The sequence below is a fragment of the Streptomyces sp. YGL11-2 genome, assembly GCF_050054615.1.
GTDB lineage: Bacteria > Actinomycetota > Actinomycetes > Streptomycetales > Streptomycetaceae > Streptomyces.
In genome coordinates, this window is record NZ_JBNHIN010000073.1 from 1 (window position 1) to 26,001 (window position 26,001).

Below are 26,001 nucleotides of genomic sequence, written 5' to 3' on the forward strand. Positions count from 1 at the left end.
AGCGCCGAAGCCCACGCTGATGATCAGCGCCGCGAAGCCGAGCCCCGCGACCTTACCGGCCGCCTTGTGCCCCGGCGAGCGCGGCATCCGGCGCCGGAGCCAGAAGATGTAGAGAAGCGTGAACGCGGCGCAGGTGCCGAGCGCGGGCCAGTGACCGGCCTCCACGGCGACGAGTCCGCAGGCCGCCACCGCGGCGAGGTCGAAGGCGAGCAGCTGCAACCAGCGCCGCACGACGAGCCGTAGCGGCACCTCCCGCTCCGAGAGCGTGGACCAGTCCACCGGACGCAGCCGTTCACCGCTGTCGGTGAACTCCCCGACCAGCGCGACCACCCGACCCGGGCCATCCGGCGCGGACGCCATCGCGCGCAGCGCCTCCACCTCGAACCCGGCGTCGCGCAGCGCCTGCCGCTGAGATGCGCTCAGGCGGCCGAGGAGCTCGTCTATCGAAGGGCGGGGGCCCTTCGACGGGCTGAGGTCCTTCTCGCTCATATCTCGCTCACGGCAGGGCACCCTAACAACACCTCCCCAGCCGCTCCCGACGGGCCGCCGCCTCAACCTGTCGGGACGCTGACCGTCACCATCCCGCCGCTGGTCATCGGCCTGGTAGCGGCCACGCTGATGGGAACGATGACGGTGTGCTTCGGACGCAACCGCGGCCAGTCCTACGCCTTTGTGCACAGCAGTCCTGCGCTGTATCGAGTGCCTCCGATACCCGTCAGCCTGCCTCCGTTGTGGTCCTCGGCAGTCAAATACCACTCCTGGGGCGAGCGTTTGAGGAAGGGGGCACCAGGCCGTGTTTGAAATGAGGTCTCAGGGACTGGCGTATGAAGGTGAGTTGGACGCGCCTCGTAGCGGACGACGGGCTTGTCGTAAGGCGTCGCGACGCCGCGGGCCTGCCTACGTCACGCTTGAGTCGGTGGCACGACGAGGCGATCGCCGGACAGTAGCGTGCCTGCTTGCTTGATGTGCCGTAGGACAGGTGAGACTTCCATGCTCTGCAGGCCGGGCAGGGCCCCGATGCGTTCCGACGTGAATTCGAAGAGCTCGTCGAGGTCTCGGCAGTGGGCGACGGCGTGGATGTTGTAGGGGCCGGAGATGGCCGCGGCGAAGGCGATCTCCGGCTCGTGTGCCAGCGAGCGTCCGACGTTCTTCACCTTTGACGGATGCACTCGCAGCCACAGGTTGGCCCGCGCGTGATAGCCCAAGGCTGCTGGGGCGATCTCGACGTCGATGTGGACGACGCGTTGTTGGAGCAGGACGTGGAGGCGGCGGGATACACGGCCGGGGGTGGAATCCGCCGCTCTGGCGAGGTCGACGAGACTGGCCCGACCGTCAGCGGCGAGCGCGCCGAGAATCTTCTCGTCTTCGGCGCTGAGGTGAACAGGGTCGTCAGTGACGACGGCAGACTCCGTGAATGGGGGGCCGTCGCTCCCGAGCATGGCTTCCTGCTCCGGGGACAGCACGCCGTGGAGTGCGGCCCAGTAGTGGCCGCGGCCTCCCATGAACTGGCGGAGCATGGCGAAGGCGCTGATGTCGAGCACCGCCGCGGTGCGCGGAAGCCGTTGGCCGAGCAGTTCTTCTCGCTGCGCTTGATCCCGTGACTGAGTCGCGCACGTGACTTCGGAGCCGGCTGCGCCAAGGGCTACCCAGTTGACGTCGTCTCGCTTGGCGAGCGCGGCCGCGATCGCCGCGACGCTGCCGGGCCGGCAGCGTAGTCGTACCAGCCATCTGCTTTGTCCCAACGCTCCCGGGTTGACCACGCCGGCGACGCGGATGACGCCGTCGGCGTGCAAGCGCCGATATCGGCGGTTGACGGTGCCTTCGGTGAGGCCGAGCGCGGCTGCTATCGAGGCGAAGGAGGCTCTCGGGGCGACCTGCAGTGCACGAATGATTCGCACGTCATCGGGCTGGATCGCGAGGGATTGAGACATCGAGGTACCTCCCATAGCGGGAATCCTACAAATTGAACTGCCTGGACCGCATCTGCGGCAGCACGGCAAGCAGACTTGTTCCGTCCCGATGAAGAGCCACGGCAGTGCGCACCCCGGTGCCGCCCCGAGACGGTCTGGGCTGAGGGCGCACGAGGTGAGCTCGCAACGCAAAGGAACGGAGATGACGCTGTATGTCATCGACTGCCACAGGGCAGCGCACGCCGACCGCCCTCATCGTCGGGGCCTCGCGCGGCCTCGGACACGCGATGGCGGCTGAACTCCTCGGCCGAGGCTGGAACGTCGTCGGCACGGTCCGCGACACCTCCGCGCAAACCCCCCTGCACGATCTCGCCGATCGGGCCGAGGGCCGCGTCACCATCGAGTACCTCGACATCAACGAGCCCGACCACCTGGCGCCCCTGCACGAGCGTCTTACGGAACGTCAGCTCGACCTGCTCTTCGTCAACGCCGGCACCACGAACAATGAGCAGATGCCGATCGGCAAGGTGGCGACAGACGACTTTGTCGAGGTGATGATCACCAACGCTCTCAGCCCCATGCGCGTCATCGAGGCGCTCGAAGACCTGGTGTCCCCCACCGGCCTCATCGGAGCGATGTCGTCCGGGCAGGGCAGCATCACGAACAACACGACCGCAGGCCGCGAGCTCTACCGGGGAAGCAAAGCGGCCTTGAACATGTTCATGCGCAGTTTCGCGGCCCGCCAGGCCGATACGCAGCGCGGCTTCGCCCTCCTGGCACCGGGCTGGATCCGCACCGCGCTCGGGGGGCCGGACGCGCCGTTCACCGTCGAGGAGAGCGTCCCGCTGCTGGTGGACGTTCTACTGTCCAAACTGGGCACGCCGGGCCTGGCGTATCTGGACCGCTCGGGTCAGACAGTGCCCTGGTAAGCCCCGCCGAGCGCCCCTTGCGGACAGTCTGACGACCAGCAGCCACCGTAAGCGGTCTCATCCCTCGAAACCCCCCATCACCCGCGGCTGACGTGGCCACCCGCAGGAGACCGCCAAGGATGACGACTATGCCTTTCATCGCTATCGAAGAACACTGGATCATGCCGGACGTGACGTCCGCCCTCCGAGCCGTGGCACAGCCCGACGAAAGCCTTGCCTTCCATGAGATGGGCGACAACCAGGAACGTCTGGAGGACCTGGGGGCCGGCCGCATCGCGGCCATGGACGCTCAGGGAATCGACATGTCCGTCCTCGCCCTGACACCGCCGGGAGTCCAGCCGCTGCCGCCCAGCAAGGCACTGGCTCTGAGCCGCGCCGCGAACGATATGGCTGCAGCGGCCGTCGCCCAGCACCCGACCCGTTTCCGATCGCTGTCCACTCTCCCCATGTCGTCACCAAAGGACGTCGCAGGCGAGTTGGAAAGAGCTGCGGGCATGGGGCATGTAGGCACCATGGTCTATGGCCGATCGGGGGACCTGTTCCTCGACGACCCCGCCTACGACGACTTCTTCTCGGCCGCATCAGAACTCGGCCAGCCCGTGTTCATCCATCCGCAGCTGCCCTCGACCGCAGTCCGAGACGCCTCATATCGCGGATTCGACCCCATGACGGACCTCGCCCTCGCCACTTTCGGGTGGGGGTGGCACCTGGACGCCGCGACTGCGGCGCTCCGGCTGGTACTGCGGGGCACGTTCGACCGTCATCCCGACCTTCGAGTTGTGCTCGGCCACTGGGGAGAGATGCTGTTCTTCTGGCTCGACCGAGCCGACAGCCTTTCCCGTATCGCCGGATTGGAGCGATCCGTGTCGGACTACGTCCGGTCAAACTTCTACATCACCACCTCCGGCATGCTCAATCCGGCACTTCTGCAGCACGCCCTATCCGTCACCACCGTCGACCGGTTGATCTTCTCGACCGACTACCCGTTCCAACGGCCGACCAGGAAAGAAATCGATTCCTTCCTGAATCACTTCTCGTCAGACGCGGAACGCGAGCAGTTCTCGTCGGCCAACGCGGCATCCTTGTACGGCATTGACTTCTCAAGGTTGTCCCGTATGGGGTGAGCGGGTGAGGGCCAGGTTGTGTAGTCGGGCGATACCGAGCATGTCCTGGTGAACGCCGTTGCCTTTGAGGCAGCAGTCCCGGAAGATCTTCCAGTTCTTCAGGCGGGACAGGGCGTGTTCCACTCTGGCCCGGGCCCGGCGATGGGCGGTGTTCTCCGCCTCCTGTCGCGGGCTGAGGCGCGTCTGACCACGTCGTCTGCGGTGAGGGATGAGCAGGCCGGTGCCCTGGTAGCCGCCGTCGGCAATAACCGGCACTCCGCGGCGAGCCCGGACGTGCCTTTGTTGCTGGTGGCCGGCCATCGCCAGGGTGCCCTCGATGAGGTCGCGCAGCTGGGAGCGGGCGGTGATGCCCAGCTGGGGGAAGCTGCGGTAGAGGTGCGGGCTGATCGTGCGCGGGGAGAGGAAGAGCTTCTCGCCGATCTCGCGCTTGGTCAGCCGGCGGGCGGCGAGTCTGATGATCCGCTGCTGTTGTGGGGAGAGTTCGGCAAGCGCGTCGGGGGTCGAGTCAGTGACGTCCAGGCCGGCGGCGCGCGATTCGGCTCGGGCGCGTTCGACCCACGGGTGTACGCCCAGGCGCCGGAACGTTTGCAGTGCCTCAGTGAGCGGTCCCCGCGCCTCGGCGATGCGCCGACGGCGCCGCAGCCACTCGGCGAGGTCCAGCAGGGCTTGGGCGCGTTCGAAGGGCCAGTGCTCAAGGACCGGGTACGCCAGGGCTGCCCGGAAGTGCGGTTCGGCGTCCTCGGGATCCGACAGCAGCCGGCGGCTTTGAGGCCGGGGTTGAGCTGATTCGTCAGGACGGTTTTCCGTCTGCGGGCGCCCTTGAGCTCAGGAACGGCTTGGCGTTGGTTTTCCGGGAGAAGCCGCAAGGCCGGAGATCCCCCGGTTCTCGGCGGTGGAGGCGACGGCCTCCACCGTCCGGGCCCGGGTGACGGACGTTCGTCGATCGAACTCACGGGAATCGCTTCGCGATCGCCGCCGTGATCGCATCCGGTGCGTGTTCCTGAATGAAGTGCCGCGCGTGGGGCAGCTCGACTATGTCCAGATCGGTGAAGGCGGCACGCATTCGCGGGATAGAGGTGTTGGGACGGAACACCATGTCCTGCATTCCCCACACCAACAGGGCCGGCTTGCCGCCGAGCTGGGCGGGCACGTCTCGTGCAAGCTGCTCCAGCAGCGGGCGCGCGGCACGAATTTCCTTGGGCATCATGGCGAGTCCGCGCCGGGCTTCCGCGGTGGGCTGCACCGCGCGGTAGTGGTCGGCCTCGGCCGCGGTGAGCTTGCGCCCCAGTTCTGCGAGCAGGACGCGCTCAACGAGGAAATTGTGTTGGAGTATCCGCCGCTGCATCGGACGGCTACCCATGATGACGCTGAAAGCCCGATTCGCCATCGCTTCGATCGGCCAGAACACGGTGTTGCCCAGCACGATCCCCCTCACCCGGTCCGCGCGCGCGGTGGCCGCGCCCAGACCGATGGGGCCGCCCCAATCGTGTCCCATCAGAACGAAGTCGTCGAGCTGCAGGTGATCGATCAGCTCGCCGAGGACCGCGGTGTGCTCGGCGATGGTGTAGCCGAAACCCGCAGGACGTGCGGACAATCCGAAGCCCAGGTAGTCGACGGCGACACACCGGTACCGGTCGCGCAGGTCCTTCACGATGTGGCGGTAGAGGAAACTCCACGCCGGAGCGCCATGACAGAACAGGATCGTTGGTCCCGTCCCCTCGTCGATGTAGTGAACCCTGCCGACGGACGAGTCGAACCAACGCGACTCAAAGGGGTACAGATCCCCGTTGGGAACGAAGTCGATCAGCATGGAGCCCTCCCTCGGATGCCGGGCTACATAGTGTCCCGGCTCGGTGCACGCGGCATCTGGGAGACTGGCGGTCATGCGTGTTGTCTCGCTGGTCCCTTCACTTACCGAGGCCGTCGCCGCCACCAGGCGGGACCTGCTGGTAGGCGCCACCGACTGGTGTACTCACCCGGACGACCTCGATGTCGTCCGGGTGGGCGGCACCAAGAACCCCGACACCGAGCGGATCGCCGCGCTCGCGCCCGACCTGGTCATCGCCAACGAGGAGGAGAACCGGGCACCGGACCTGGCCGCGTTGCGGGCCGCCGGGCTGCGCGTCCTGGTCACCGAGGTACGCACCCTGGAGCAGGCGTTCAGCGAACTGCGCCGGGTGCTGGTCGAGGGCTGCGGGCTGCCCGGACCGGCCTGGCTGGCCGAGGCGGAGAACGCCTGGCGCCGGGTGGCACCGCCCACCCGGCTCGTCCCGGCCGTCGTGCCGATCTGGCGGCGGCCCTGGATGGTGTGCGGGCGGGACACCTTCGCGGGCGACGTACTGGCCCGGCTCGGGGTGGGCAACGTCTACGCAGGTCACGCCGAACGCTATGCGCGTATCCCGATCGGCGAACTGAACGCGGCCGGGGCCGAGTTGGTGGTACTGCCCGACGAGCCGTACCGCTTCACCGCCGACGACGGTCCGCAGGACTTCCCCGGGCTTCCCACGGCGCTGGTCAGCGGACGCCATCTCACGTGGTACGGGCCCTCGCTGCGGGAGGCGCCCGAGGTCATCGGCGCGGCGCTGCGAGCAGCTCACCGCTGAGCAGGCCACGCGCCGGGCGCCGCACGAGCGGGCCTGCTGCGGCGGCTGGGGGCGCTGCGGGGTACGCCTCACGGCCGAGGAGTGGGTGGTACCGGGGTACCACCCACCCGCCGGGAGCGGTCCCGCCGTGCCGGGGGTCGGGGGTGGTGCTCTCCGTACGGTTCCGAGCAGGGATTCCGGACGGTCCGGGCTCCCCGCCCAGGAACCACGGAGGTACCGATCCCGTGATCGAGATCCAGCACCTGATCAAGCGCTACGGCGACAAGACCGCCGTCGACGGCTTGAACTTCACCGTCAAGCCCGGCGTCGTCACGGGCTTCCTCGGCCCGAACGGGGCCGGCAAGTCGACCACCATGCGCATGATCCTCGGTCTCGACGCGCCCACCAGCGGCAGCGTCACGGTCAACGGCAAGCGCTACGCCCAGCACGTCGCCCCGCTGCAGGAGGTCGGCGCGCTGCTGGAGGCGAAGTCCATCCACCCCGGCCGCTCCGCCTACCACCACCTGCTCTCGCTCGCGCTCACCCACGGCATCCCCCGGCGCCGGGTCGACGAGGTGATCGAGCTCGCGGGGCTCGGCAAGGTCGCCAAGAAGCGGGCGGGCGCGTTCTCGCTCGGTATGGGCCAGCGCCTCGGCATCGCCGCCGCGTTGCTCGGCGACCCGCAGACGATCATGCTGGACGAGCCGGTCAACGGGCTCGACCCGGAGGGCGTGCTGTGGATCCGCAACCTGCTCACCGGCCTGGCGGAGGAGGGCAGGACGGTCTTCGTCTCCTCGCACCTGATGAGCGAGATGGCGTTGACCGCGACCAACCTCGTGATCGTCGGCCGGGGCCGACTGCTGGCCGACACCACGGTGGCCGACTTCATCGAACGGTCGGGGGGCGACAGTGTCAAGGTCGTCTCCGCCGGCTCCGCGCGCCTGCGCGAGCTGCTGCTTGGCCCGAACGTGACGGTCACCGGCGAGGCAGGCTCGGAGACGCTGGTCGTCAACGGCCTGACGGCGCGGGAGATCGGGCAGCGCGCGGCGGACGCCGGCGTCGCCGTCTACGAGCTGACCCCACAGGTGGCCTCCCTGGAGGAGGCGTTCATGACCCTGACCGGGGACACGGTCGAGTACCGCAGCAACGCAAGCACCAATTCCCACGGGAGTGTGGCCGCATGAGCGCGACCCTGACGGCGCCCGCCACGGCGCGGACCGAGGCCCCGAGGCCGAGCTACAAGGTGACCTTCCCGCGCGTGCTGCGCGCTGAGTGGGCCAAGTTCCTCTCGCTGCGGTCCACTTGGATCACGCTGGGGATCTCGCTGCTGATCCTGGTCGGCATCGGCGTCATGTCGGCCTACCGCTACAACCCGGCCGACCTGCACGGTCCCGGCGCGGACGCCAAGAACGCGGTCGCGCTGGCGCTGCGCAGCAGCGAGCTCGCTCAGCTGGCGCTCGGCGTGCTCGGCGTGCTGATCACGGCCGGCGAGTACACCACCGGCATGATCCGGTCGACGCTGACGGCGGTGCCCAAGCGGCTGCCGGTGCTCTGGTCCAAGCTGCTGGTCGGCTTCGGCTCGGTGCTCGTGGTCGCCACCATCGGCGCGTTCGCGTCGTTCCTGGGTGGCATGAGCTTCCTCTCGGGTAAGCCGATCGCGCTGGGGCTCGGCGCGGACGGGGTACTGCGCTGCCTCTTCGGTGCGGGCCTCTACCTCGCGCTGGTCACCACCTTCGGCGCGGCGCTCGGCATGCTGGTGCGCTCGGTGGCGGGCGGGATCTCGCTGCTGGTCGGCACGCTGATGCTGTTCCCGATCCTGCTGGACATCCTGCCCAGCAGCTGGAAGACGGACATCTCCCCCTACCTGCCGGGCGAGGCGGGCAGCCAGATCTTCCAGTTGCACACCGCGTCCGGGGCGCTCAGCCCCAGCACCGGGCTGTGGGTCTTCGCCGCGTGGGTCGCGGTGACGGTGGCCGCGGCGGCGTACCGTCTGATCCGTTCCGACAGCTAGGTACCTCACGCCCATGCCCGTGCCCATGGACAGCAGCAGCGCCGATCCCCTGTGGGACCACCCGGTCGCGCGGTGGTGGCTGCGTGTGCGCGCCTTCGATCGCGCGCACACGCAGGTGCTGGACACGTGCATCGCGCTGTTCGTGCTGCTGATCGGTCTCGCGAGCCTCAGCAGGGGTGGCGGGGAACACGGTGGCGTGTTCGCGCAGCAGCCGGCCGCGGTCTGGGTGATCCCGGTGACCGCGGGCGCGCAGGCGCTGGCGCTCGTGTGGCGGCGGCGCCGGCCGTGGGCGGTGCTCTGGGCGGTGCTGGTCGTCTGCGCGCTGCAGTGGTCCTTCGCGGTGGCCGCCCGCAGCGACATCAGCCTGATGATCGCCCTCTACGGGGCGGCCCGGTACCTGCCGCCCCGGCGGCTGCCGTGGGTCGCGGCGGGGGTGCTGCCCAGCGCCGCGGTGCTCGCCTGGCGGGTCGAGCCGTTCTCGCGGCAGGCGTGGGTGAGCCTCTTCTTCGTCTGCTGCGCGGCGGTGGCCGCCAGCGCGTTGGGGCTGGCCGGACGGATTCGGCAGGCCCAACTGGCCGCGCTGGCCGACCGGGCCGCGACGTTGGAGGTCGAACGCGAGCAGCGCGAGCAGCTCGCGACGGCGAGCGAGCGGGCCCGGGTCTCACGGGAGCTGCACGACATCGTCGGGCACAGCCTGGCGATCATCATCGGGCTGGCCGACGGCGGCGCGGCCCAGGCGGAGCAGCGGCCGGAGCGCGGCCCCGAGGTCCTGCGGATCATCGCCGAGGCGGGCCGCGAGTCGCTGGGCGAACTGCGCCGCACGCTCGGCGCGCTGCGCGCGGAGCTGCCGGAGGGCGAAGCGAAGGGTGGGACTCCCCCGGAGCTGCACCCGCAGCCCGGGGCGGCGGACCTCGCCGCGCTCTGCGAGCGGATCAGGGCGGCCGGGCCGACCGTCACCTTCACCACCGCGGGCGAGGCGGCGACGTTGCCGACCGGCGTGCAACTGGCTGTCTACCGGATCGTCCAGGAGGCGCTCACCAACTCCCTCAAGCACGCGGGCCCGCGCACGGTCGTGCACGTCTCGGTGGCGGTGGACGCGCGGCGGGGCGAGGTGCGGGTGAGCGTGGACGACAGCGGGCACGAGGACGGCGCGACGGCGGAGCCGGCCGCCGCGAACGGGCACGGGCTGATCGGTATCCGCGAGCGGGCGGCCCTGGCGGGCGGCAGCGCGTCGGCGGGCCCGCGGCCCGGCGGTGGCTGGTCGGTCCGCGCGGTCCTCCCGCTCGCGACTACGCTCGAACCACGGGGTGGAACCTCAGCGCCCCCGGAGGAGCAGCAGTGACCACCGTGCTCATCGTCGACGACCAGCCGCTGCAGCGGATGGGCTTCCGGATGCTGCTGGAGAGCAGCCCGGAGACGACCGTCGTGGGCGAGGCCGCGCACGGCGCGGAGGCGGTGCGCCGCACGGCCGAGCTGCGCCCGGACGTGGTGCTGATGGACATCCGGATGCCCGGCATGGACGGCATCGAGGCCACCCGGCAGATTGTCGCCGCGGGCGACCGTTCGCGGGTTCTCGTGCTGACCACCTTCGACCTGGACGAGTACGCCTACGGCGCGCTGCGCGCGGGCGCCAGCGGCTTCCTGCTCAAGGACGCCCGCCCCGACGAACTCCTCGCGGGCATCCGCGCGGTCGCGGGCGGCGACGCGGTGGTGGCCCCAGCGATGACCCGCCGCCTCCTGGAGGCCTTCGCCGCCCAGGGTGGCGCCCCCCGCGAACCGGCCGCGGACCCGCGCCTGGCGACGCTGTCGCAGCGCGAGCGGGAGGTCCTGGTGGACATCGGCCAGAGCCTGACGAACAGCGAGATCGCCGCGCATCTGGTCCTGTCGGAGTCGACGGTGAAGACCCACGTCAGCCGCGTCCTGGCCAAGATCGGCGCCCGCGACCGCGTCCACGCCGTCATCATCGCCTACGACGCCGGACTGGCCCGCCCCGCGTAGGGCCTGGCGACCGCTTCGCCGGCTGTGGGTTCAGTCGGTCCGGCCGTTGTGACTGAGCACCGTAGTTGGCCCCGGGGGACAGCTTTGGTGCTCAGGGTTGGCATGGAGAAGCCCCGGCACGGACTTCCGTTCTCGTGGTCGTCGCAACACCCCAGTTCAGAGGATGCGATGGACTTTGCGACGGACGGCTCTAGTTGACACATAACGGCGACAACTGTCATCAAGATCGCCAACGTCGGACCTGACGGGAGACCGGGGGCTGGCGGCCTGACGCAGCGCGACTGGTGACCGCGGAGGGTCACGCCAGAAATGGCGCCTGGGGCTCTACGCAGCAAGGCGCCAAGGAAGCCCCCGAGTGACCCTCTGCTGCATTTCCAAGGGGACAATGTAGGGGGGATTGACCGAGGTGAAGTAAGGGTCGCACGGCGGCACATGGAGGCGCTGTCACCCCTCTGGCGAGGGGCATCACCGACACCCTGGACAGCGTCCCGGCGGTCAACGGTCCCAAGGCCCGTGAGCGTCCGGGGCCCCGTTTGGGCTGCCCTGCCCTGTCTCCTCCAGCTGTCCGGCCGCTCCCGCACCGTGGTGCGGGAGCGCGGCCTGCCATGCCCGAAAGAGAGCATCTGTGACCACTTACGACACTCGCACCGCCACCGGTACCCCCGGATCCCAGCAGCCCGGCCGGGTGGCGGCGGCGTATGACGCCAACGCGATCACTGTTCTGGACGGCCTGGACGCCGTACGCAAGCGGCCCGGGATGTACATCGGCTCCACGGGAGAACGGAGGCTCCATCACCTGGTGCAGGAGCTCGTGGACAACTCCGTGGACGAGGCACTTGCGGGGGTGGCCGACCGGCGTCAACATCATCGCCACCCAAAAGGGCGGCACCCACGTCGCCGGCTTCGAGCAGGCCGCGGCCAAGACGATGAACGAGGCGCTGCGGGCCAAGAAGCTGCTGCGCGTCGCCGAGGACGACATCGTCAAGGACGACGCCCTCGAGGGCCTCACCGCGGTCGTCGCGGTCCGCCTCGCCGAGCCCCAGTTCGAGGGCCAGACCAAGGAGGTCCTCGGGACCTCGGCGGCCCGCCGCATCGTCAACACCGTGATCTCCAAGGAATTCAAGGCGTTCCTGACCTCCACCCAGCGCGGCGCCGCACAGCAGGCCCGGGTGATCCTGGAGAAGGCCGTCGCCGCCGCCCGCACACGCATCGCCGCCCGCCAGCACAAGGACACGCAGCGCCTGAAGACGGCCCTGGAGTCCTCCTCCCTGCCCGCCAAGCTCGCCGACTGCCGCAGCGACGACGTCGACCGCAGCGAGCTGTTCATCGTCGAGGGCGACTCCGCGCTCGGCACGGCCAAGCTCGCCCGGAACTCTGAGTTCCAGGCGCTGCTGCCGATCCGCGGCAAGATCCTCAACGTTCAGAAGTCCTCGGTCGCGGACATGCCGAAGAACGCCGAGTGCGGCGCGATCATCCAGGTGATAGGAGCCGGTTCCGAGCGAACCTTCGACCTGGCCGCGGCGCGCTACGGCAAGATCATCATGATGACCGACGCCGATGTGGACGGCTCCCACATCCGGACCCTGGTCCTCACGCTGTTCCACCGCTACATGCGGCCCACGGTCGAGGCCGGCCGTGTGTTCGCCGCGGTGCCGCCGCTGCACCGCGTCGAGTTGATCCAGCCCAAGAAGGGCCAGGACAAGTACGTCTACACGTACTCGGACCGTGAACTGCGCGACAGGCTGCTCGAGTTCCAGAGCAAGGACATCCGGTACAAGGACTCGATCCAACGCTCAAGGGCCTCGGTGAGATGGACGCCGACCAGCTGGCCGAGACCACCATGGACCCGCGCCACCGCACCCTGCGCCGGATCAACCTCACCAACCTGGAGGCCGCAGAAGGCGCGTTCGACCTGCTGATGGGCAACGACGTAGCTCCCCGCAAGGAGTTCATCACGAGCTCCGCTGCCACGCTCGACCGGTCCAGGATCGATATCTGAGAACTGCGCGACCCACCCAGGCGGCCCCCACCTGCTCTGTTGCCCGGACCAACGCCCGATTGGCAAACTGCTGGACGACATAATGGCCAACCAGGATTCCACACAGCCGCCTGACCAGTAGGAATCAAAGCGTCACTGGCCACCTAGCGGTCGACGCCACAGCCGCGTCATCAACAGACAGTCGCAGACTTCAAGATCCAGGAGAACCGTGGTCCCGGGGGTGGTGGCCGCCTGCTACGTGAGCTGGAGGTATACCTCCAGCTCATGCAGCAGGGCCAGAGCAGTTCAGAGGAACTTGGTGTCGACGTCCAGATAGCGCAGTTCGAGCGTTTCTTCTCCCACGCCGGACTCACCGGCAGTGACGCCCGGACCGCTCCAGCTGACGGGGTGCACCCGGGCGAAGGACATCTTCTTGACGGGTTGGTTCTTCGCGTTGACGAACACCAGGACCAGGTCCCGCTCCCCGCCGCTCGCGGCCGGATCGCGGGCCTCCTGGATCCACCGCGTGAACTCGTCGCTCTTGTCCGCAGAGCGCGTCAGCGTCACGTTCTTCCAGCCCGGCAGCCCGTGCGTGTAGTCCCACGTGATCTTTCCGTCCGGGGTCATCGAAACCACGTCGATGTACTCCTGGTCCACGGTGATGGCGGAGACGCTCTTGAGCGTCTCCACTCGAAGTCCGCCAAGTTCCACCTGGCACTGATATGCGACTGCCGCCGTGTCCGACATCGATCCGCCCTCAGGTCTGGCGTCACAGGAGCATCCGTCCGCCCCGTGATCAGGGACATCGTGTCCGGCCGCGCCCACAGCGAAAACGAAATCCACCCGTTCGAGTGAGCCGGTTGAGCGCACCGGCGATCGACCCGCCCGCCCTCGCACCGATGTCGCCTGCCTTCTCGGTAGGGGGCCACGAGCGCGAGCGGAACCCTTCAGGGGGCAACCGGAATGCACGACGGGCAAGTGTCGCGCTCAGTCACACCGTCGCGCCGCTGCGCCCCGAGGGCATCAGGTTCGTATCCATCGCGGCACGGCACCTCGCGGGAAACCTGGGCCACCGGATGCCGACCACAGATTGATCGTGACGAAGGCCCGCAGGTCGAGGAGGCACTTGAGCCGGAGGTGCCCATGTAGCGCCGCCGCAGCGCTGGAGTGACATGGCCGCCAGCTGGAGGAGGTCCGGGTGGCGGGAGGAAGGACTGCGAATGATGCTGCCGACAAGTCGCCTTGACCAGTGGAGGTCCCCGTGAAGCACCTGACCGTTCTCGCTACAGCAGCAGCCGCCTCAGCACTGATCATTCTTGGAGCTGGCACCGCCGACGCCGACGACGGCTACCATCCCACCGTCGTAACTGCTCAGATCGGAACTGTCCGGATCACCGACGGCCTTCACAGAGTCGGTTCCTGGCTTCTAGGCGACTGAGCTCCTCCCAGTGTGCGGCCAGCGGGTCGGGGCTGGTCGCCTCCGGATCGAAGCCGACCAGCCGGCCGTGATGCCAGGGCATCACGGCCGAAGCCTTCGCCCCGTCACGTGACGACGGTGCCGGACAGCCCTTGGTGGCCGGCGTCTTCGGAGATGACGCAGCCTTGGGCGAGTTGGTCGAGTCCGGCGTTACGGATCTTCGCTTCCTGCTGGACGGTGCGGCCGTTGGTGCGTGCACATGCGCAAGAACCCGGTCTACGAACACCTCTGCCTCGGCGTGCCCTGGACCGAGATCGACTACCTGATGGCGCTCAACACCTCGATGCCGCTGCGCGAGCAGCTGCAGGCCGAATTCCCCGAAGTCCGCAGCGTCAACGGGATGTACACCCACGGGCTGGTCATCATCATCTCGACCACGCGCCGGCAGGCCGGGTTCGCCAAGATGGTGGGGCTACGGTGCACGACCAGCCCGCACAGACTGGGATACGCGAAGCTGGTCATCATGGCCGACGACTTCGTCGACCCCTTCGACCTCAATCAGGTGATGTGGGCCCTTCGACCGCGGTCCACCCGTCCTACGACGTCGTCACCGTCCCACCCACCTGGGAGGCCCCTCCTCGGCCCTTCCACTACGCCTCCCGCTCTTACGACCAGGATGGTGCTCGACGCCACCACACCCGTAGACCAGAACGTCCGCGGCGCCCGAATAGACCCGGTTGTCGAGCCCTACCCGGAACACCGGCAATGGATGACCTTCCTGAAAGGCATGTGGCCATGGCACCGCCTCCGGAACGCTGTCCCTGCTGCAACCACACCGCCGTACCGACCGTCGCCACCTCACCGCTCCCAGGGGCCTGGGAGTACTACGTCTGCCAACAGTGCTGGTACGGATTCCGCTCCACGGAATCTCCACAGCAGACCGACCCGGATCAGTTCCCGCAGGAGTTCCCGCAGGAGTTCCCGCAGGAGTTCCGCGTCTCCCAGGACACGCTGCGCACATGACCCGCTGCGCCGGGCCCTCGGGCAAGCGGGTCGGGAGACGATGTGAAGCAACTGCTGGCGACTTTGGGGCTTATCTCGGTACCCCTGCGCGAGCCCGCCGGGGCGACCCACCTGCGCGGGGAGGAGTGCACAGCCGCTGAAGCGGGCAGGCGCTAGCGCGGATCCCCCCACGCACGTGGGGAGAAGGATGTGCACAGCGCTGCCGCATCCCTTGTCCAGTTGAATATCACCCCCGTTGTCCAGGTCGAATGTGCCGGCGCTCCCCCTGGACAACATGCGCAACCCGCCCGCTCTGTCCCCCTTTCGCTTGCGCGATGCGGGAGCGCGGCCCGTACGATCGCCGTATGCATGTTCGGCTGACACTGCTCACGGCCGCGCGCAGCGCCCCGCTGTTGGCCGAGCGTTTCCACGAGGACCGGCCGCTCGACCAGGCCGGCTGGTACGAGGTGCAACGCGCCGCCCATGCCCTGCGGCCGCTCGCCGCCGCCGAGTTGCGCTACTGCTCGCCGACCCCGCGCAGCCGGGACACCGGCGAAGCGCTCGGCCTGACGCCGCTGGCACAGCCCGCGCTGCGCGACTGCGACATGGGCCGCTGGAGCGGGTCCACCCTCGCCGAGGTCACAGCCCGCGAACCCGACGCCGTCGACACCTGGCTCGCCGACCCCCGCGCGGCCCCGCACGGCGGTGAGTCCCTACTCGCCTTCATCTCACGCGTGGGCCGTTGGCTCGACACCCGGCCCGTCGACGACGGCGGCAAGATCGTCGCGGTCGCCGAACCAGCGGTCGTACGCGCCGCGCTCGTCTACGCCCTCAAAGCGCCCCCGGCCACGTACTGGAACATCGACCTACGCCCCCTGTCGACCGTCGCACTCACCGGACGCGCGGCCCGTTGGACCCTCAGCCTGTAGAGCGCGCCCGCCACGTCCCAGCCGTGAACAACCGCTCCGGGACGATGAGTTCACCGCTCGGCAGCTGCTACCGCGATGCGGCCAGGGCCGGTGTGACCACTCCGCGCCGACGCAGGCACCACCGCGGCCAAGCAGCATGGCGACACAGCACCCCAGACCCAGGACCAGGCGCGCGAGCAGGCCAGCGAGCGGCGGGCAACACAGCTGAGGGAGAAGAGGAAACCAAGGACTCGCGGCCCGCAGCCAGCCCCGGCACGTACTTGCCCAGCGTCGTAGGGAAGACCCCCCGAGAAGCTTCACGATCAAAGTGACCGTGCCATCCGGCTGCGCGACCAGGGCTCGGGCCTGCCGGATCTGTTCGTCGGTCATCGCCGACGGCCGCCCGATGCAGACCTTCGTTGCCCAGGGGTCCCCGTATTTCTCGCCGAAAGAACAACGGAGGAGGCACCGACCTGCCGTAACGGCTGCACGCGCTTCACCGGGTGAGCTCCGGCTCAGTGGCGACCGTCTGCCCGTCGTGCTCGCGCAGCATGCCCATCACGGTGGCGGGTGAGGGGGGCTCGCTCTTCTCGTCCCTTTGGTGATGACCAGCCGGGTGGCGATGTCACGCCGGCTCATGCTCTGGCTGCGCAGGTGGAGGGCCAAGTCCAGCATGGCCTCGTCGGTGACGCCCGCGCCGCCGATGGTCTTGCCACGCCTGCGGGCGGACTCGTGGCCTTCGAGCGTGCGGTCGCGGATGCACTCGCGCTTCATGCGGGGTGTTTCCGGAATCGAGTCGTTTGCAACAACTCATGAAACACCGATTCCGCAGGACGGCCTCCGCCCGGCGGGCTGTTTCATGAGCGACGCTTTGCGGTGCCGTCGCGGCAATCGTGGGGCGGCGATTCCCGTGAAAGCGGCCGTCGCGCCGACCATGACCGTATCCGGTCAGCTGACTGTTGTCGCAGCGCCGACGGCTTGTCGCGCTCCAGGTTGCGCCCTGGCGGTGTGCACCGCCACGATGCTCCTATGGACCGCACCCCGGAAGCCCGTGTGTTGCCCATTCTGGTGACGGGCGCGGCGGGCAGTGTCGGTGCCGTCGGACGATCCGTCGTCGAACGCCTTCGGCAACGGGGCCTGCCCGTCCGAGCCATGGTGCGTCGCGATGACGAGCGGGCGGAGGCGCTGCGCGCGACGGGTGCCGAGGTCGTCGTCGGCGATCTGACGCGCGCGGGCGACGTCGCCGCAGCGCTGGCCGGTTGTGGACGCATGTACTTCGGCATGAGTGTGTCGGCGCAGTATCTGGAGGCTGCCGTGACGACGGTGGCCGTCGCGCGCGCGTACGGGCGCCTGGAAGCGTTCGTGAACATGTCGCAGTTGACCGTCTCCGAGATGGACCTCACCAGTACCTCCGAGTCGGTTCAGCAGCGGCAGCATTGGCTGGCGGAGCAGGTCCTGGGCTGGTCGGGCCTGCCCGTCGTCCAGGTCAGGCCCACCGTGTTCCTGGAGAACCCGCTGTTCCGTGTCGGCTTCTCCTCGATCGCGAAGTACGGAAGCATCAGGCTGCCCTTCGGCCGGGCGAAGACCTCCCCTGTGGCGGCCGGGGACGTCGCCGCGGTCGTGGAGGAGATCCTGGCCGATCCTGCCCCGCACATCGGCAGGATCTACGAGCTGACCGGCCCGCGCTCGGAGGACATCGCCGCTGTGGCGGCGGAGGTTTCCGCAGCTCTGGGCCGACCGGTCGGCTACACCGACGTCCCCCTGCAGGAATGGATCGACGACGATCTCAGGCCGTTGGGGCTGCCGGACCACGTCTTCCAGCACATCTCCACCATGGCTCGCCTTCATGCGGAGGATCGCTACGACCGCAAGGCGGAAGGGGTCGAGCAGGTCATCGGGCGACCTCCTTCGGGGGTGGCCGACTACGTCCGTCAGAACCCCGGCCTGTTCAGCGCCTGAAGCCGCGTCCTCATCGTGGGTCCTCCAGCGGGTTGCGGCCTGACCATGGGAGGCGCCGACCGACCATCGTACGGCCCACCAAGGTCGGCCTCGTTCTCGTCCGCCCCTGACAGCCGCCGGAAGGTCTGGTGGCCCACCAGCTCGGTGACGGTCAGCGGATGTCGATGTGGAGGAGGTCCACGAACCGCCGTGGTCTGCACCGTCGGCACGGTCCTCAACGGCGGCCGTCGCACCGGCCTCGCCCAGGCAGGGGTCCGCGATTCCGATGCCCGGCTGATGGGCCGCGCCGCCAGCGGTTGCACGCTCTTGCCGCTCCCGGCACGCTGACCGCCATAGGCATCGCGACGGAAAGTACCCCGCCCATGAGTGAGGAACTCCTCGATCTCGCAATCGCCACCGCCGGCGGTCAGGCACTCTGGGACACCCTGCGCGGCCTGAAAGTCGACATCTCCATCGGTGGCCCGATCTGGGCGATGAAGGGCTGGCCTCCAGAGAAGACGTTCGACCAGATCCTGACGCTCGACACGGTCAGAGAGCACATCGTGTTCAGCCCGTTCACCCGTCCCGACCGGCGGATGGTCTTCGACGCCGCCGCCGACAGCGTCACCATGCAGACCCTCGACGGCGAACCGGTCGAGACCCTCGCCCCCGCACGCGCCAGCTTCAGGGGAATGCTGCGCAACAGCGCCTGGGACGCTCTACACCTCGGCTACTTCCTGGGCTATGCGTGCTGGAACTACTTCACCACCCCGTTCCTCTTCACCCATCCGGACGTGCGGGTCCGCGAGATCGAACCGTGGCGCGAAGCCGGGCAGACCTGGCGACGCCTGCAGGTGCACTTCCCACCCGGGATCGCCACGCACAACCCCGACCAAGTGTTCTACTTCGACGTCCTCGGAATGCAACGCCGCATGGACTACATCGCCGAGGTCAACGGCAGCACCCTCGTGGGCCACTACACCAGCCGCTACCAGAGCTTCGACGGACTGCTCGTGGCGACGCGCCGACGAGTCTTCCGCCGCAACCCCGACAACACCGTCAACCTCAACCTCCCTTCCATCACGCTCGACATCCACGATGTCGAGATCGTCCGCTCTGACGACGAACAGGCACAGCCATGACCACGGACACCGCCGTCATCGACCACCCCGCCCGGCGGCTGGTTGTGGCACTCCCCCGTCCCTACGATGCAGCGCGCGAGCACTACGAAGCCCTCGTCCCCGAGATCGATCTCCACCGCTTCTTCCAGATGGCCTCCTGGCAGGCCACGCTCGAACTCGCCGAGATCAACGCCCCGCACGGGTTCATGCGCTACTACCGCAGCGACATCACCGCCGTCATGGCCGGCTCGCCGTCCACCTGGAAGGCCACGCAGTACCTGATGGGCAACCACACCATCGCCGAACGCATGTTCCGCCACGACCCGTCGGTCATGCTGCACGCACCACTGCGGACCCTGCTCTACGCGGACCCCGACGGCGACACCAAACTCGCCGTCGACCAGCCCAGCCTGCTGTTCGCCAGCTACGGCAACCCGCACATCGCCGACGTCGGCCGCGAACTCGACACCCTCCTCGGCCAGCTGATCACCCTCCTCGGCGGCGACGCACCTCCCCACCTGTGACTCCACCTGGCGGCGGCCGACCGGCACGGTGCGGCCGGGGGCCCGGCCTCATCCAGCTCCTTCAGCTCCAGCGACGCCGCCGACCGCCACCCCAGATACGTCTCCACCTGCCGCAGATGATCCGTACGCGTCTGCTGACCGGAACCCCCCTTGCCGCGCAGCACCTCGACTGGCAGGCCGAGCTGCCGGGCCAACCGCCCCACCTCCGCCGGCGGAGCAGAGGAAACCTCGTCCGTCACGAAGCCCAGTCAACGCAGCGTGCACAACCGCACCGCGACGTCGAGAACCGAGCCGAGAATCGTCGGAGGACGCTGGAACTTCCGCAGGCACGCCTCATCCGCCGAGGTGAGAGTGGTCGGCGTCCGCATCGAAAACACCGGCGGCCAGGGGCGCCCGGCGGGCTCTGCGGCTGACGGCGGATGCTGAGCCGGGGCTGGCGCGTTACGGGTTGAGGTCGAGGACTCGGACGGGCTGCCCGTGCCAGCTCTGCGGGTCGTTGGTGGCGACGATGGCGGGAAGCCAGCACGCTGCCTCTGCCAGTGGCGGACATCGCGGTCTCGTCCAGGATGATGTGCATTGCGTCGCTCACCGGCCGGCGGCCTTGGCCAGGCGCCGGTCGAGCTCGTTGTCGAGGTCCTGTTCCTCGGCGGTGGGGGGCGTAGCGGGTAAGGAAACAAGCCCATGATCTCTGATCCAAGCCAACCTGACGCCCAGTCAGCCATGCGGTCTATGCGTTCTCGCTGCTTGGGGTGACTGGTTCGTTGGGTTGTCTGGGGTTGGTTGGGGTTTCGTGTGGGGGTGTCTGTGGTGTTTTGCTGTTTGGTTGGGCTGTTCTTCGTGGTGTCGTGGCGGCAGCCCTGACATACCAATATGAAAAATAAAGGACCCGTCAGCCCCACGCTGACGGGTCCTTTCGTCGCCTGAAAGCTCGGTCACTCAGGCAACGGCACAACACTACGCGAGATCACACCGGAGGAATCCCACGAACCTCAATCAAGGGCGTACCAGGCTCATGACGACCCCCACACCGCACAGGCGCCTGACAGAAGAACCCCCGGCGCCCACACCACCAACACCCCAGCGGCGCCAGCACCGTGACGCCACACAGGCCCGGATCAACACGTAGCAACTGCTCATTCGTCCATCCCCACCCCAGGCACCCACGGCATTCGAGATGAGGACCATTGCACGCCACCACTCCCTAATTCCTCGGCACGCAATGAAGACACGGCGTCCGGCCATCACGCTCCGCCTTACTCAGCGACACCACCGCCACAACCGGCACCGGATTACCCCGACCCAACGTGTAGCAAGTGGGAATGACGTGGTACCGCGTCCCCCGGCTCTTCGTGACGTATACCGGACCGTTCTCCGAAGGCCGCGCGAGACGCACCATGTTCCCCGGCCCCGACCCCCGCACAACGGGTTGAGAGAGCGATGAGGAAGCCGACGCGGGCCCCGGCGCATGGAACACCAGCGTCACGCCGTGTTCCTCGCAGCGGTACACCCACCGACTCAACGGCGTCATGTCGTGAGCCGACATCATCGGACAGTGCACCGTCACCGGCCAGCCCCCTTTGAGCTACGCGCCCACCAGTACCGCGTGTACTCCGTCGCGGCGTAGTGGTGCCCCTTATGGCGATACGCCAACTCGCACCGCACCCACTTTTCGTCAGACTCGTGGACCTCGATTTGATGGAACATGCAGAACTGCATTTCCTTGCGGCTCAGCGCGACGGACCGCCGTGCCGGACAGCGTCGTTGACGCCCCCAACTCATCGCGTCGCCTTCCTATGCGGGTGACTCTGCAACTCTGTGTTGCACGTAGCCACTTGCACCCGATCCCCCCGGGCTTCCGCCGCCGCACGCTGCTTCGCCAGCGCCCGGCACACATCACACCCGGCAACCGGCTTAGGTCCCCGCGCCATCAGCACCCCACCTCGACACCGTGAATCCGACGCGGCCCCGCGTCGATGTCGTACACCGCGAACCACAGCGCCCGGCGCCGTCCACGCTGCAACCGCCGCTCCTGGGGCGTGAGGACGTACGGACGGATGAGGGGCACGTCCTCGCCCCGCAGCACCGACAGTTCCAGCCGGGCGGGGACGCGGGGGATGGTGAGCGTGGGGGTGTCGCGTTCGGGGGTGGGCGGTGCGTCGGCGGACCGGTGACGACCCCGGGCCGGTAGTAACCGGCACAGCAGAGATTCGAAGATCGTTCGGATAGTGTGGAGCATGCTTCAACCTCCAAGCGGTTGAGGCCACGCCCCCGGACGTTCGCGCGTCGCGGGGGTCTTGCCATGTGGCCGGTCCTATGTCGGGGTGATCACTGGTGCCCCGTTCCTTGACGGTTTTTGCAGCACCAGCCACCAACTCCTTTCGCTGCTTGCGCGGCTGCCGTGCCTGGCTTCGGCCGGGGCGACGTTCCGTCAACGGAGCTTCGTCCGGCTGCACTTGGAGTCTTATCGGCGGTGCCGCGTCGTACAGGGGAGGACTGTAGGGCACGCAGGGGAACAAGTGCTACCCCATGACATCCTCACGTGCGACCCCTGGGGGACTGAGTAGACCCCAAGGGGGGTCACGCGGGACACTGAGCGGCGACGACTGGAAGGGGTGCGATGCCACCGAGGAGAGTCCCCACCGCCCGCCAAAGGCGTTTGGGCGGGGAACTGCGCAAGATGCGCGAGCACGCCGGTGTTTCCATTGCTGACGCTGGTAAGGAATTGGGTACGGACCGTACTCGTATCAGCAATATGGAAGCTGGACGGTTCGGCGTAAGCGAGGAACGAATCAGAGCACTCGCAAACATCTACGCCTGCCCTGATTCCGCGTATATTGATGCGCTGATTTCCATGGCGGAAGATCGCACCCGAGGATGGTGGGAAGATTCCCGGGAAATCCTTCCTGCGAACCTCTTGGATCTCGCGGAACTGGAACACCATGCAACGAGCCTGACAATCGTCAATGTGGTTTACGTTCCTGGACTACTGCAAACCGAAGATTACGCGGACTCTCTCTTCCGACTGTCTGCGCCTGAGCGACCTGCCCGGGATATACAGCGATTCGTATCCTTCCGAATGCGCCGTAAATGCATCATGGAACGCGAACATCCAACACCTTGCACATTCGTAATCCATGAGGCCGCGTTGCGGATGCGGTACGGCGACCCTGATATTCAGCGGCGACAACTTAACCGCATCAACGACCTCGGAGACATGGATGGTATTTCCGTTCATGTCATCCCGTTCGAGGCTGGCGGATTCCCAGGCGCCAATGGATCTCTTACTTTTGCCTACGGATCGGTGCCGCAACTCGATACAGTCCAAGTGGACGCGGTTCACAGTTCGGTGCTGGTAGATGCGGAAACCCACTTGGAAAACTACCGCCGCATACTGCGACGCACCGTGAAAGCGTCGCTGCCCTCCGAGGCTTCGCGCGAATTCATCCAGAAGCTCGCGCGAGAACTGTAAAGGAAACAGTGATATGCAGGAACTCAACTGGCAAAAATCATCCTTTTCTGGCGGAGGTAACCCCGAGGAATGCATCGAACTTGCTCCGCATGATGACGCAATTCTCATGCGGGAAAGTGACGCGCCTGATGTGGTCGTGACGACGACTCGTAGCAAGCTGCAAGCGTTCATCCAGGGCGTCAAGGCCGGGGAGTTCGATCACCTGATCTGACGCCCGGACGATCACATGCGACGGCCCCACGCTGCCCGTAACGGCGTGGGGCCGTCGCGCTATGTGTGCTCAACTTTGGTCGCACTCATGCGACTTGCGCGGCACCACTCTTGCGACTACCTGACGCGTGACGCTACGGTCACACCGCGTCGCCGGACGGAGCGCGGTCCCTGGGGGGACTGTGCCCGCGCGGCGGCGGTCCGGGGCCCTCTTCCCCTTGCCGCCCTCGCAAGGTACGCAGGGGGCCCGATGGGTCTCGCGACGCGGCGACCGGGAGTCCTGCCGGTCCTGTGGCCGCCAGGTGCAGGGGAGGACACATGCACCAAGTGATTGCCAGTCCGCAACACGAGAAGTTCGTCATCGTGCGACCCGGGTCGCGCCAAGGAATTCACATTCCTCATGACCTTTACCGCGAGTTGAAAGGGGCCGTATCTGGAGATCTCCCCCTTCCTGCGTGGCTTGTCAACGCAGCCCGAAAAGCATGGGGACTCAAGCTCGATGCACGACCGGGTAAGGGAACTGTCCTCGTTCGATCCATCACACGCCTGAACTACAGTCGCGCAACTTATGAAATCAACAAGGGCTGCAACTACAACTGCGAACACTGCTACTTAGCGGAACGGAAATTCGCTGGACTGCCGCGAGACGAGAAAGACCGATTGTTAGCTCTACTGCGTGACGCGGGGGTCCTCTGGCTTCAGTTCACGGGTGGCGAACCCACAATTGACCGAGATTTCCATCACGCTTACCGGCAGGCGTACAGCCTGGGAATGATGATCGAGATTCTTACGAACGGGTCTCGACTCCATCGACCCGAAACGATCGAACTCCTCGCGAACATGCCGCCCCACAAGGTAACCGTGTCGCTATACGGCGCGTCCGCAGAGAGCTTTGATTCCCTCACTCGAAAGCCGGGAGCATTCAAGCTCTTGAAGAAGGGACTCAGCGCAGCCGAAGAAGCCGGTGTTCCACTCGAACTCGCCCTCATCATTACGAAGCACAATGCACACGAAGTTAACGCCATGCGCGGCATGGCAGAGAAGTACGCCGCAACGTACAAGGAATACGCGAACATCTCACCGACGTACGACGGCGGACCCGAGCCACTTGCCACACAAGCCCCGGGGTTCCTGGATAAGTCCACGATCTTCAAGGGCTGCCCAGCCGGACACACGTTCTTCCACGTGGACCCGCACGGACTGGCGACCATGTGCAAGGTGGGGCGAGAGAACCCCATCAACTTGATGACTGAGGGACTGGACGGCCTCTTGCGTCTGCCTGCCATCGCAGATGCCCAAATGCTTCGCTCCGGCGGCTGTAGCGGCTGTCAGCTCTCCGCGACGTGCCGAGTCTGCCGACCGCTCGCGAAGGCGTACCAGGAAGCGAAGGCACCACTCAGCACCTACTGTCAACACGGAAACGGAGAGCAGCATGACCGCAATTGACGTGGAGATCACCCCTCCCGTGACGACGCTCCCCCAGTCGGCCACCCCTGCCCCGACAAGCCCTGAACCCGTCGGCCTCGTCATCGTGGACGACGTGGAAGCGCTGACGGAAGGCACTATCCCCGGCTGCAACGACGACAACCCATACCGGTAAGCGACAGTTTGCACCGCACCCCGCGCGGGCCCCACGGCGTTCACACGTCGTGAGGCCCGCGCGGCCCGTCGTATGAGAGTGTGAGGACCGTGGCTACAACCCGTATCGCCTTTGAAGAACTGCCCACAGCCGTGCTCCATGCCATCGAAGAGCAGACCGGGCCGGTTCTAAAGATCGAAGCGGCAACCGAAGGATTCAATAGCGAAATCGCCGCACGCGTATATTCGGAGACTGGCAGTNTTGAAGAACTGCCCACAGCCGTGCTCCATGCCATCGAAGAGCAGACCGGGCCGGTTCTAAAGATCGAAGCGGCAACCGAAGGATTCAATAGCGAAATCGCCGCACGCGTATATTCGGAGACTGGCAGTTGTCACGTAAAGGGACTCCGAACCGACCACAAACGCGTATGGACTCAGCGCCGAGAAGCTGAGGTGAACCCCTTCGTTCGCGGAATCGCCCCCGTACTGCTCTGGCGTATTGAAACAGCCGGTTGGGACCTATTGGGATTCGAGGCCCTGGAAGGACATCACGCGGACTACTCACCAGGCTCACCAGACCTGCCAAAGGTTGCAGACGCTCTGCGCAGGTTGGGCGAAGTTCCGTGCCCGGCCATTGAGTTGAAGCACGCTGAGCAACGTCTAGAACGCTACGCGGCCAACCCTGCGGAACTCGAACTCTTCACCGGCACCAGCCTGCTACACACCGATTTGAATAACGCCAACGTTCTTGTTGATGATCGTGCACACTTCGTTGACTGGGCATGGGCGACGCGCGGAGCCGCATGGCTGGACGCCGGTTACTGGGTAATTTGGTTGATCTCCGCTGGTGGCCACGATCCCAAATCAGCTGAACAATGGGCAGGCAGAGTGCCTGCCTGGCATACCGCCCCCACCAAAGGCATTGACGCCTTCGCACAAGCCAGCGCCAACCTTTGGGAAGAGATCGCAGGAGACGCCCCGGACCCGTGGACCGCCCGTATGGTTGCCGCATCCCGTCGCTGGGCGGAGTACCGGCAGGCCACCAAATAGACACGGCCCCGGCCCGCCCGCGTTCCCTCAGACGGGCGGGCGCTGCCCTCTCACCACTCCGGCCGGGGCCGCTGTACGTCTCTGGGATGACATACAGAACACCGCTGGTTCACGTACAGCCTGCCGACGGGCGGTGTTGGCATGGACCGTCGAGAGCAACGCAGGGTGATCCCCGATTCGGACATCGTGGGGCACAGGGTCCCGCCGGCGCGTCCCGCGGAATCGACGCAGAGTTACGGAGGTTGGCACGGG

The 26,001-nt window shown here is 67.2% G+C and carries 25 protein-coding genes and 4 pseudogenes; 20 read left to right on the forward strand and 9 right to left on the reverse strand.

Annotation, left to right across the window (positions count from 1 at the left end; all coding sequences use genetic code 11):
- Positions 1-489: hypothetical protein (locus ACO1BR_RS39910; RefSeq protein ID WP_426800010.1), on the reverse strand; the 489-nt coding region annotated here is incomplete at its 3' end.
- Positions 490-902: 413 nt separating this feature from the next.
- Positions 903-1,931: an Lrp/AsnC family transcriptional regulator gene (locus ACO1BR_RS39915; protein WP_426800011.1), complete on the reverse strand. Its 1,029-nt coding sequence runs from the start codon at positions 1,929-1,931 to the stop codon at positions 903-905.
- Between the two features lie 191 nt (positions 1,932-2,122).
- Here ACO1BR_RS39915 and ACO1BR_RS39920 point away from each other — a divergent pair, with 191 nt between their 5' ends.
- A complete protein-coding gene (locus ACO1BR_RS39920; RefSeq protein WP_426800012.1) occupies positions 2,123-2,839 on the forward strand; it encodes an SDR family NAD(P)-dependent oxidoreductase in 717 nt (238 codons plus the stop codon).
- 128 nt (positions 2,840-2,967) lie between these two features.
- A complete protein-coding gene (locus ACO1BR_RS39925; RefSeq protein WP_426800013.1) occupies positions 2,968-3,963 on the forward strand; it encodes an amidohydrolase family protein in 996 nt (331 codons plus the stop codon).
- Here ACO1BR_RS39925 and ACO1BR_RS39930 read toward each other — a convergent pair.
- The 3 genes and pseudogenes from ACO1BR_RS39930 to ACO1BR_RS39940 form a co-directional block, all read right to left on the reverse strand.
- Positions 3,940-4,209 (reverse strand): annotated as a pseudogene (locus ACO1BR_RS39930) (transposase); the annotation flags it as partial. The gene ACO1BR_RS39925 and the pseudogene ACO1BR_RS39930 sit on opposite strands and share 24 nt — an antisense overlap.
- Positions 4,210-4,248: 39 nt before the next feature.
- Positions 4,249-4,731 (reverse strand): annotated as a pseudogene (locus ACO1BR_RS39935) (LuxR C-terminal-related transcriptional regulator); the annotation flags it as partial.
- A 181-nt stretch (positions 4,732-4,912) separates the two neighbouring features.
- Complete coding sequence (locus ACO1BR_RS39940; protein WP_426800014.1) at positions 4,913-5,773, reverse strand: haloalkane dehalogenase; 861 nt, start codon at positions 5,771-5,773, stop codon at positions 4,913-4,915.
- Between the two features lie 73 nt (positions 5,774-5,846).
- Between ACO1BR_RS39940 and ACO1BR_RS39945 the strand changes: the two genes are divergently transcribed.
- From ACO1BR_RS39945 to ACO1BR_RS39970, 6 genes and pseudogenes are all read left to right on the forward strand, one after another.
- Positions 5,847-6,566 carry a helical backbone metal receptor gene (locus ACO1BR_RS39945; RefSeq protein ID WP_426800015.1) on the forward strand — a complete coding sequence of 240 codons (720 nt, stop codon included), beginning with the start codon at positions 5,847-5,849 and terminating at the stop codon, positions 6,564-6,566.
- A gap of 224 nt (positions 6,567-6,790) precedes the next feature.
- Complete coding sequence (locus ACO1BR_RS39950; RefSeq protein ID WP_426800016.1) at positions 6,791-7,729, forward strand: ATP-binding cassette domain-containing protein; 939 nt, start codon at positions 6,791-6,793, stop codon at positions 7,727-7,729.
- On the forward strand, positions 7,726-8,556 hold the full coding sequence (locus ACO1BR_RS39955) for an ABC transporter permease (RefSeq protein WP_426800017.1): 831 nt from the start codon (positions 7,726-7,728) through the stop codon (positions 8,554-8,556). The genes ACO1BR_RS39950 and ACO1BR_RS39955 overlap by 4 nt, the downstream gene beginning before the upstream one ends.
- Positions 8,557-8,569: 13 nt before the next feature.
- Positions 8,570-9,898, forward strand: a complete 1,329-nt coding sequence (locus ACO1BR_RS39960) for a sensor histidine kinase (protein ID WP_426800018.1) — start codon at positions 8,570-8,572, stop codon at positions 9,896-9,898.
- On the forward strand, positions 9,895-10,554 hold the full coding sequence (locus tag ACO1BR_RS39965) for a response regulator (RefSeq protein WP_426800019.1): 660 nt from the start codon (positions 9,895-9,897) through the stop codon (positions 10,552-10,554). The genes ACO1BR_RS39960 and ACO1BR_RS39965 overlap by 4 nt, the downstream gene beginning before the upstream one ends.
- A gap of 857 nt (positions 10,555-11,411) precedes the next feature.
- A pseudogene (locus tag ACO1BR_RS39970) lies at positions 11,412-12,553 on the forward strand (toprim domain-containing protein); the annotation flags it as partial.
- Between the two features lie 285 nt (positions 12,554-12,838).
- On the opposite strand, the gene ACO1BR_RS39975 reads toward ACO1BR_RS39970, so the two are convergent.
- Positions 12,839-13,279 carry a phage tail protein gene (locus ACO1BR_RS39975; RefSeq protein WP_426800020.1) on the reverse strand — a complete coding sequence of 147 codons (441 nt, stop codon included), beginning with the start codon at positions 13,277-13,279 and terminating at the stop codon, positions 12,839-12,841.
- 514 nt (positions 13,280-13,793) lie between these two features.
- Here ACO1BR_RS39975 and ACO1BR_RS39980 point away from each other — a divergent pair.
- The 4 genes and pseudogenes from ACO1BR_RS39980 to ACO1BR_RS39995 all read left to right on the forward strand — a co-directional run bounded on the left by ACO1BR_RS39980 (position 13,794) and on the right by ACO1BR_RS39995 (position 15,880).
- On the forward strand, positions 13,794-13,970 hold the full coding sequence (locus ACO1BR_RS39980) for a hypothetical protein (protein WP_426800021.1): 177 nt from the start codon (positions 13,794-13,796) through the stop codon (positions 13,968-13,970).
- A 304-nt stretch (positions 13,971-14,274) separates the two neighbouring features.
- Positions 14,275-14,526: pseudogene (locus ACO1BR_RS39985) on the forward strand (phenolic acid decarboxylase); the annotation flags it as partial.
- A 218-nt stretch (positions 14,527-14,744) separates the two neighbouring features.
- Entirely contained in the window at positions 14,745-14,972 is a 228-nt protein-coding gene (locus tag ACO1BR_RS39990) for a non-oxidative hydroxyarylic acid decarboxylases subunit D (protein ID WP_426800022.1), read from the forward strand.
- A 344-nt stretch (positions 14,973-15,316) separates the two neighbouring features.
- On the forward strand, positions 15,317-15,880 hold the full coding sequence (locus tag ACO1BR_RS39995; RefSeq protein WP_426800023.1) for a histidine phosphatase family protein: 564 nt from the start codon (positions 15,317-15,319) through the stop codon (positions 15,878-15,880).
- A 537-nt stretch (positions 15,881-16,417) separates the two neighbouring features.
- Here ACO1BR_RS39995 and ACO1BR_RS40000 read toward each other — a convergent pair.
- Entirely contained in the window at positions 16,418-16,633 is a 216-nt protein-coding gene (locus ACO1BR_RS40000) for a hypothetical protein (RefSeq protein ID WP_426800024.1), read from the reverse strand.
- Positions 16,634-16,888: 255 nt separating this feature from the next.
- On the opposite strand from ACO1BR_RS40000, the gene ACO1BR_RS40005 reads away from it, so the two are divergent.
- The 3 genes from ACO1BR_RS40005 to ACO1BR_RS40015 all read left to right on the forward strand — a co-directional run bounded on the left by ACO1BR_RS40005 (position 16,889) and on the right by ACO1BR_RS40015 (position 19,442).
- Entirely contained in the window at positions 16,889-17,818 is a 930-nt protein-coding gene (locus ACO1BR_RS40005) for an NAD(P)H-binding protein (protein ID WP_426800025.1), read from the forward strand.
- Positions 17,819-18,180: 362 nt separating this feature from the next.
- Entirely contained in the window at positions 18,181-18,939 is a 759-nt protein-coding gene (locus ACO1BR_RS40010; protein ID WP_426800026.1) for a hypothetical protein, read from the forward strand.
- Positions 18,936-19,442, forward strand: a complete 507-nt coding sequence (locus tag ACO1BR_RS40015) for a DUF302 domain-containing protein (protein WP_426800027.1) — start codon at positions 18,936-18,938, stop codon at positions 19,440-19,442. The genes ACO1BR_RS40010 and ACO1BR_RS40015 overlap by 4 nt, the downstream gene beginning before the upstream one ends.
- Here ACO1BR_RS40015 and ACO1BR_RS40020 read toward each other — a convergent pair.
- A complete protein-coding gene (locus tag ACO1BR_RS40020; RefSeq protein WP_426800028.1) occupies positions 19,343-19,681 on the reverse strand; it encodes a hypothetical protein in 339 nt (112 codons plus the stop codon). The two genes, ACO1BR_RS40015 and ACO1BR_RS40020, sit on opposite strands and share 100 nt — an antisense overlap.
- A 1,688-nt stretch (positions 19,682-21,369) precedes the next feature.
- The gene (locus tag ACO1BR_RS40025; RefSeq protein WP_426800029.1) at positions 21,370-21,678 is read right to left on the reverse strand and encodes a hypothetical protein; all 309 of its coding nucleotides are present in this window, start codon (positions 21,676-21,678) and stop codon (positions 21,370-21,372) included.
- Between the two features lie 381 nt (positions 21,679-22,059).
- Between ACO1BR_RS40025 and ACO1BR_RS40030 the strand changes: the two genes are divergently transcribed.
- The 5 genes from ACO1BR_RS40030 (at position 22,060) to ACO1BR_RS40050 (ending at position 25,749) form a co-directional block, all read left to right on the forward strand.
- Positions 22,060-22,911 (forward strand): Scr1 family TA system antitoxin-like transcriptional regulator, encoded by an 852-nt coding sequence (locus ACO1BR_RS40030; protein ID WP_426800030.1) that lies wholly within the window; start codon positions 22,060-22,062, stop codon positions 22,909-22,911.
- 13 nt (positions 22,912-22,924) lie between these two features.
- Positions 22,925-23,122, forward strand: a complete 198-nt coding sequence (locus tag ACO1BR_RS40035) for a DUF397 domain-containing protein (protein WP_426800031.1) — start codon at positions 22,925-22,927, stop codon at positions 23,120-23,122.
- 317 nt (positions 23,123-23,439) lie between these two features.
- Positions 23,440-24,567 (forward strand): radical SAM protein, encoded by a 1,128-nt coding sequence (locus ACO1BR_RS40040; RefSeq protein ID WP_426800032.1) that lies wholly within the window; start codon positions 23,440-23,442, stop codon positions 24,565-24,567.
- Entirely contained in the window at positions 24,554-24,721 is a 168-nt protein-coding gene (locus tag ACO1BR_RS40045) for a hypothetical protein (protein WP_426800033.1), read from the forward strand. The genes ACO1BR_RS40040 and ACO1BR_RS40045 overlap by 14 nt, the downstream gene beginning before the upstream one ends.
- Before the next feature lie 260 nt (positions 24,722-24,981).
- Positions 24,982-25,749, forward strand: a complete 768-nt coding sequence (locus tag ACO1BR_RS40050) for an aminoglycoside phosphotransferase (RefSeq protein ID WP_426800040.1) — start codon at positions 24,982-24,984, stop codon at positions 25,747-25,749.
- Positions 25,750-26,001 lie beyond the last annotated feature (252 nt).

Coding starts and splice junctions, on each gene's coding strand:
- ACO1BR_RS40005 (WP_426800025.1), top strand. CDS start 16,889: ATGGACCGCACCCCGGAAGCCCGTGTGTTGCCCATTCTGGTGACGGGC.
- ACO1BR_RS40015 (WP_426800027.1), top strand. CDS start 18,936: ATGACCACGGACACCGCCGTCATCGACCACCCCGCCCGGCGGCTGGTT.
- ACO1BR_RS40025 (WP_426800029.1), bottom strand. CDS start 21,678: ATGCTCCACACTATCCGAACGATCTTCGAATCTCTGCTGTGCCGGTTA.
- ACO1BR_RS39925 (WP_426800013.1), top strand. CDS start 2,968: ATGCCTTTCATCGCTATCGAAGAACACTGGATCATGCCGGACGTGACG.
- ACO1BR_RS40000 (WP_426800024.1), bottom strand. CDS start 16,633: ATGAAGCGCGAGTGCATCCGCGACCGCACGCTCGAAGGCCACGAGTCC.
- ACO1BR_RS39975 (WP_426800020.1), bottom strand. CDS start 13,279: ATGTCGGACACGGCGGCAGTCGCATATCAGTGCCAGGTGGAACTTGGC.
- ACO1BR_RS40045 (WP_426800033.1), top strand. CDS start 24,554: ATGACCGCAATTGACGTGGAGATCACCCCTCCCGTGACGACGCTCCCC.
- ACO1BR_RS39960 (WP_426800018.1), top strand. CDS start 8,570: ATGCCCGTGCCCATGGACAGCAGCAGCGCCGATCCCCTGTGGGACCAC.
- ACO1BR_RS40010 (WP_426800026.1), top strand. CDS start 18,181: ATGAGTGAGGAACTCCTCGATCTCGCAATCGCCACCGCCGGCGGTCAG.
- ACO1BR_RS39940 (WP_426800014.1), bottom strand. CDS start 5,773: ATGCTGATCGACTTCGTTCCCAACGGGGATCTGTACCCCTTTGAGTCG.
- ACO1BR_RS40040 (WP_426800032.1), top strand. CDS start 23,440: ATGCACCAAGTGATTGCCAGTCCGCAACACGAGAAGTTCGTCATCGTG.
- ACO1BR_RS39995 (WP_426800023.1), top strand. CDS start 15,317: ATGCATGTTCGGCTGACACTGCTCACGGCCGCGCGCAGCGCCCCGCTG.
- ACO1BR_RS39990 (WP_426800022.1), top strand. CDS start 14,745: ATGGCACCGCCTCCGGAACGCTGTCCCTGCTGCAACCACACCGCCGTA.
- ACO1BR_RS39915 (WP_426800011.1), bottom strand. CDS start 1,931: ATGTCTCAATCCCTCGCGATCCAGCCCGATGACGTGCGAATCATTCGT.
- ACO1BR_RS40030 (WP_426800030.1), top strand. CDS start 22,060: ATGCCACCGAGGAGAGTCCCCACCGCCCGCCAAAGGCGTTTGGGCGGG.
- ACO1BR_RS39920 (WP_426800012.1), top strand. CDS start 2,123: ATGTCATCGACTGCCACAGGGCAGCGCACGCCGACCGCCCTCATCGTC.
- ACO1BR_RS39955 (WP_426800017.1), top strand. CDS start 7,726: ATGAGCGCGACCCTGACGGCGCCCGCCACGGCGCGGACCGAGGCCCCG.
- ACO1BR_RS40035 (WP_426800031.1), top strand. CDS start 22,925: ATGCAGGAACTCAACTGGCAAAAATCATCCTTTTCTGGCGGAGGTAAC.
- ACO1BR_RS39945 (WP_426800015.1), top strand. CDS start 5,847: ATGCGTGTTGTCTCGCTGGTCCCTTCACTTACCGAGGCCGTCGCCGCC.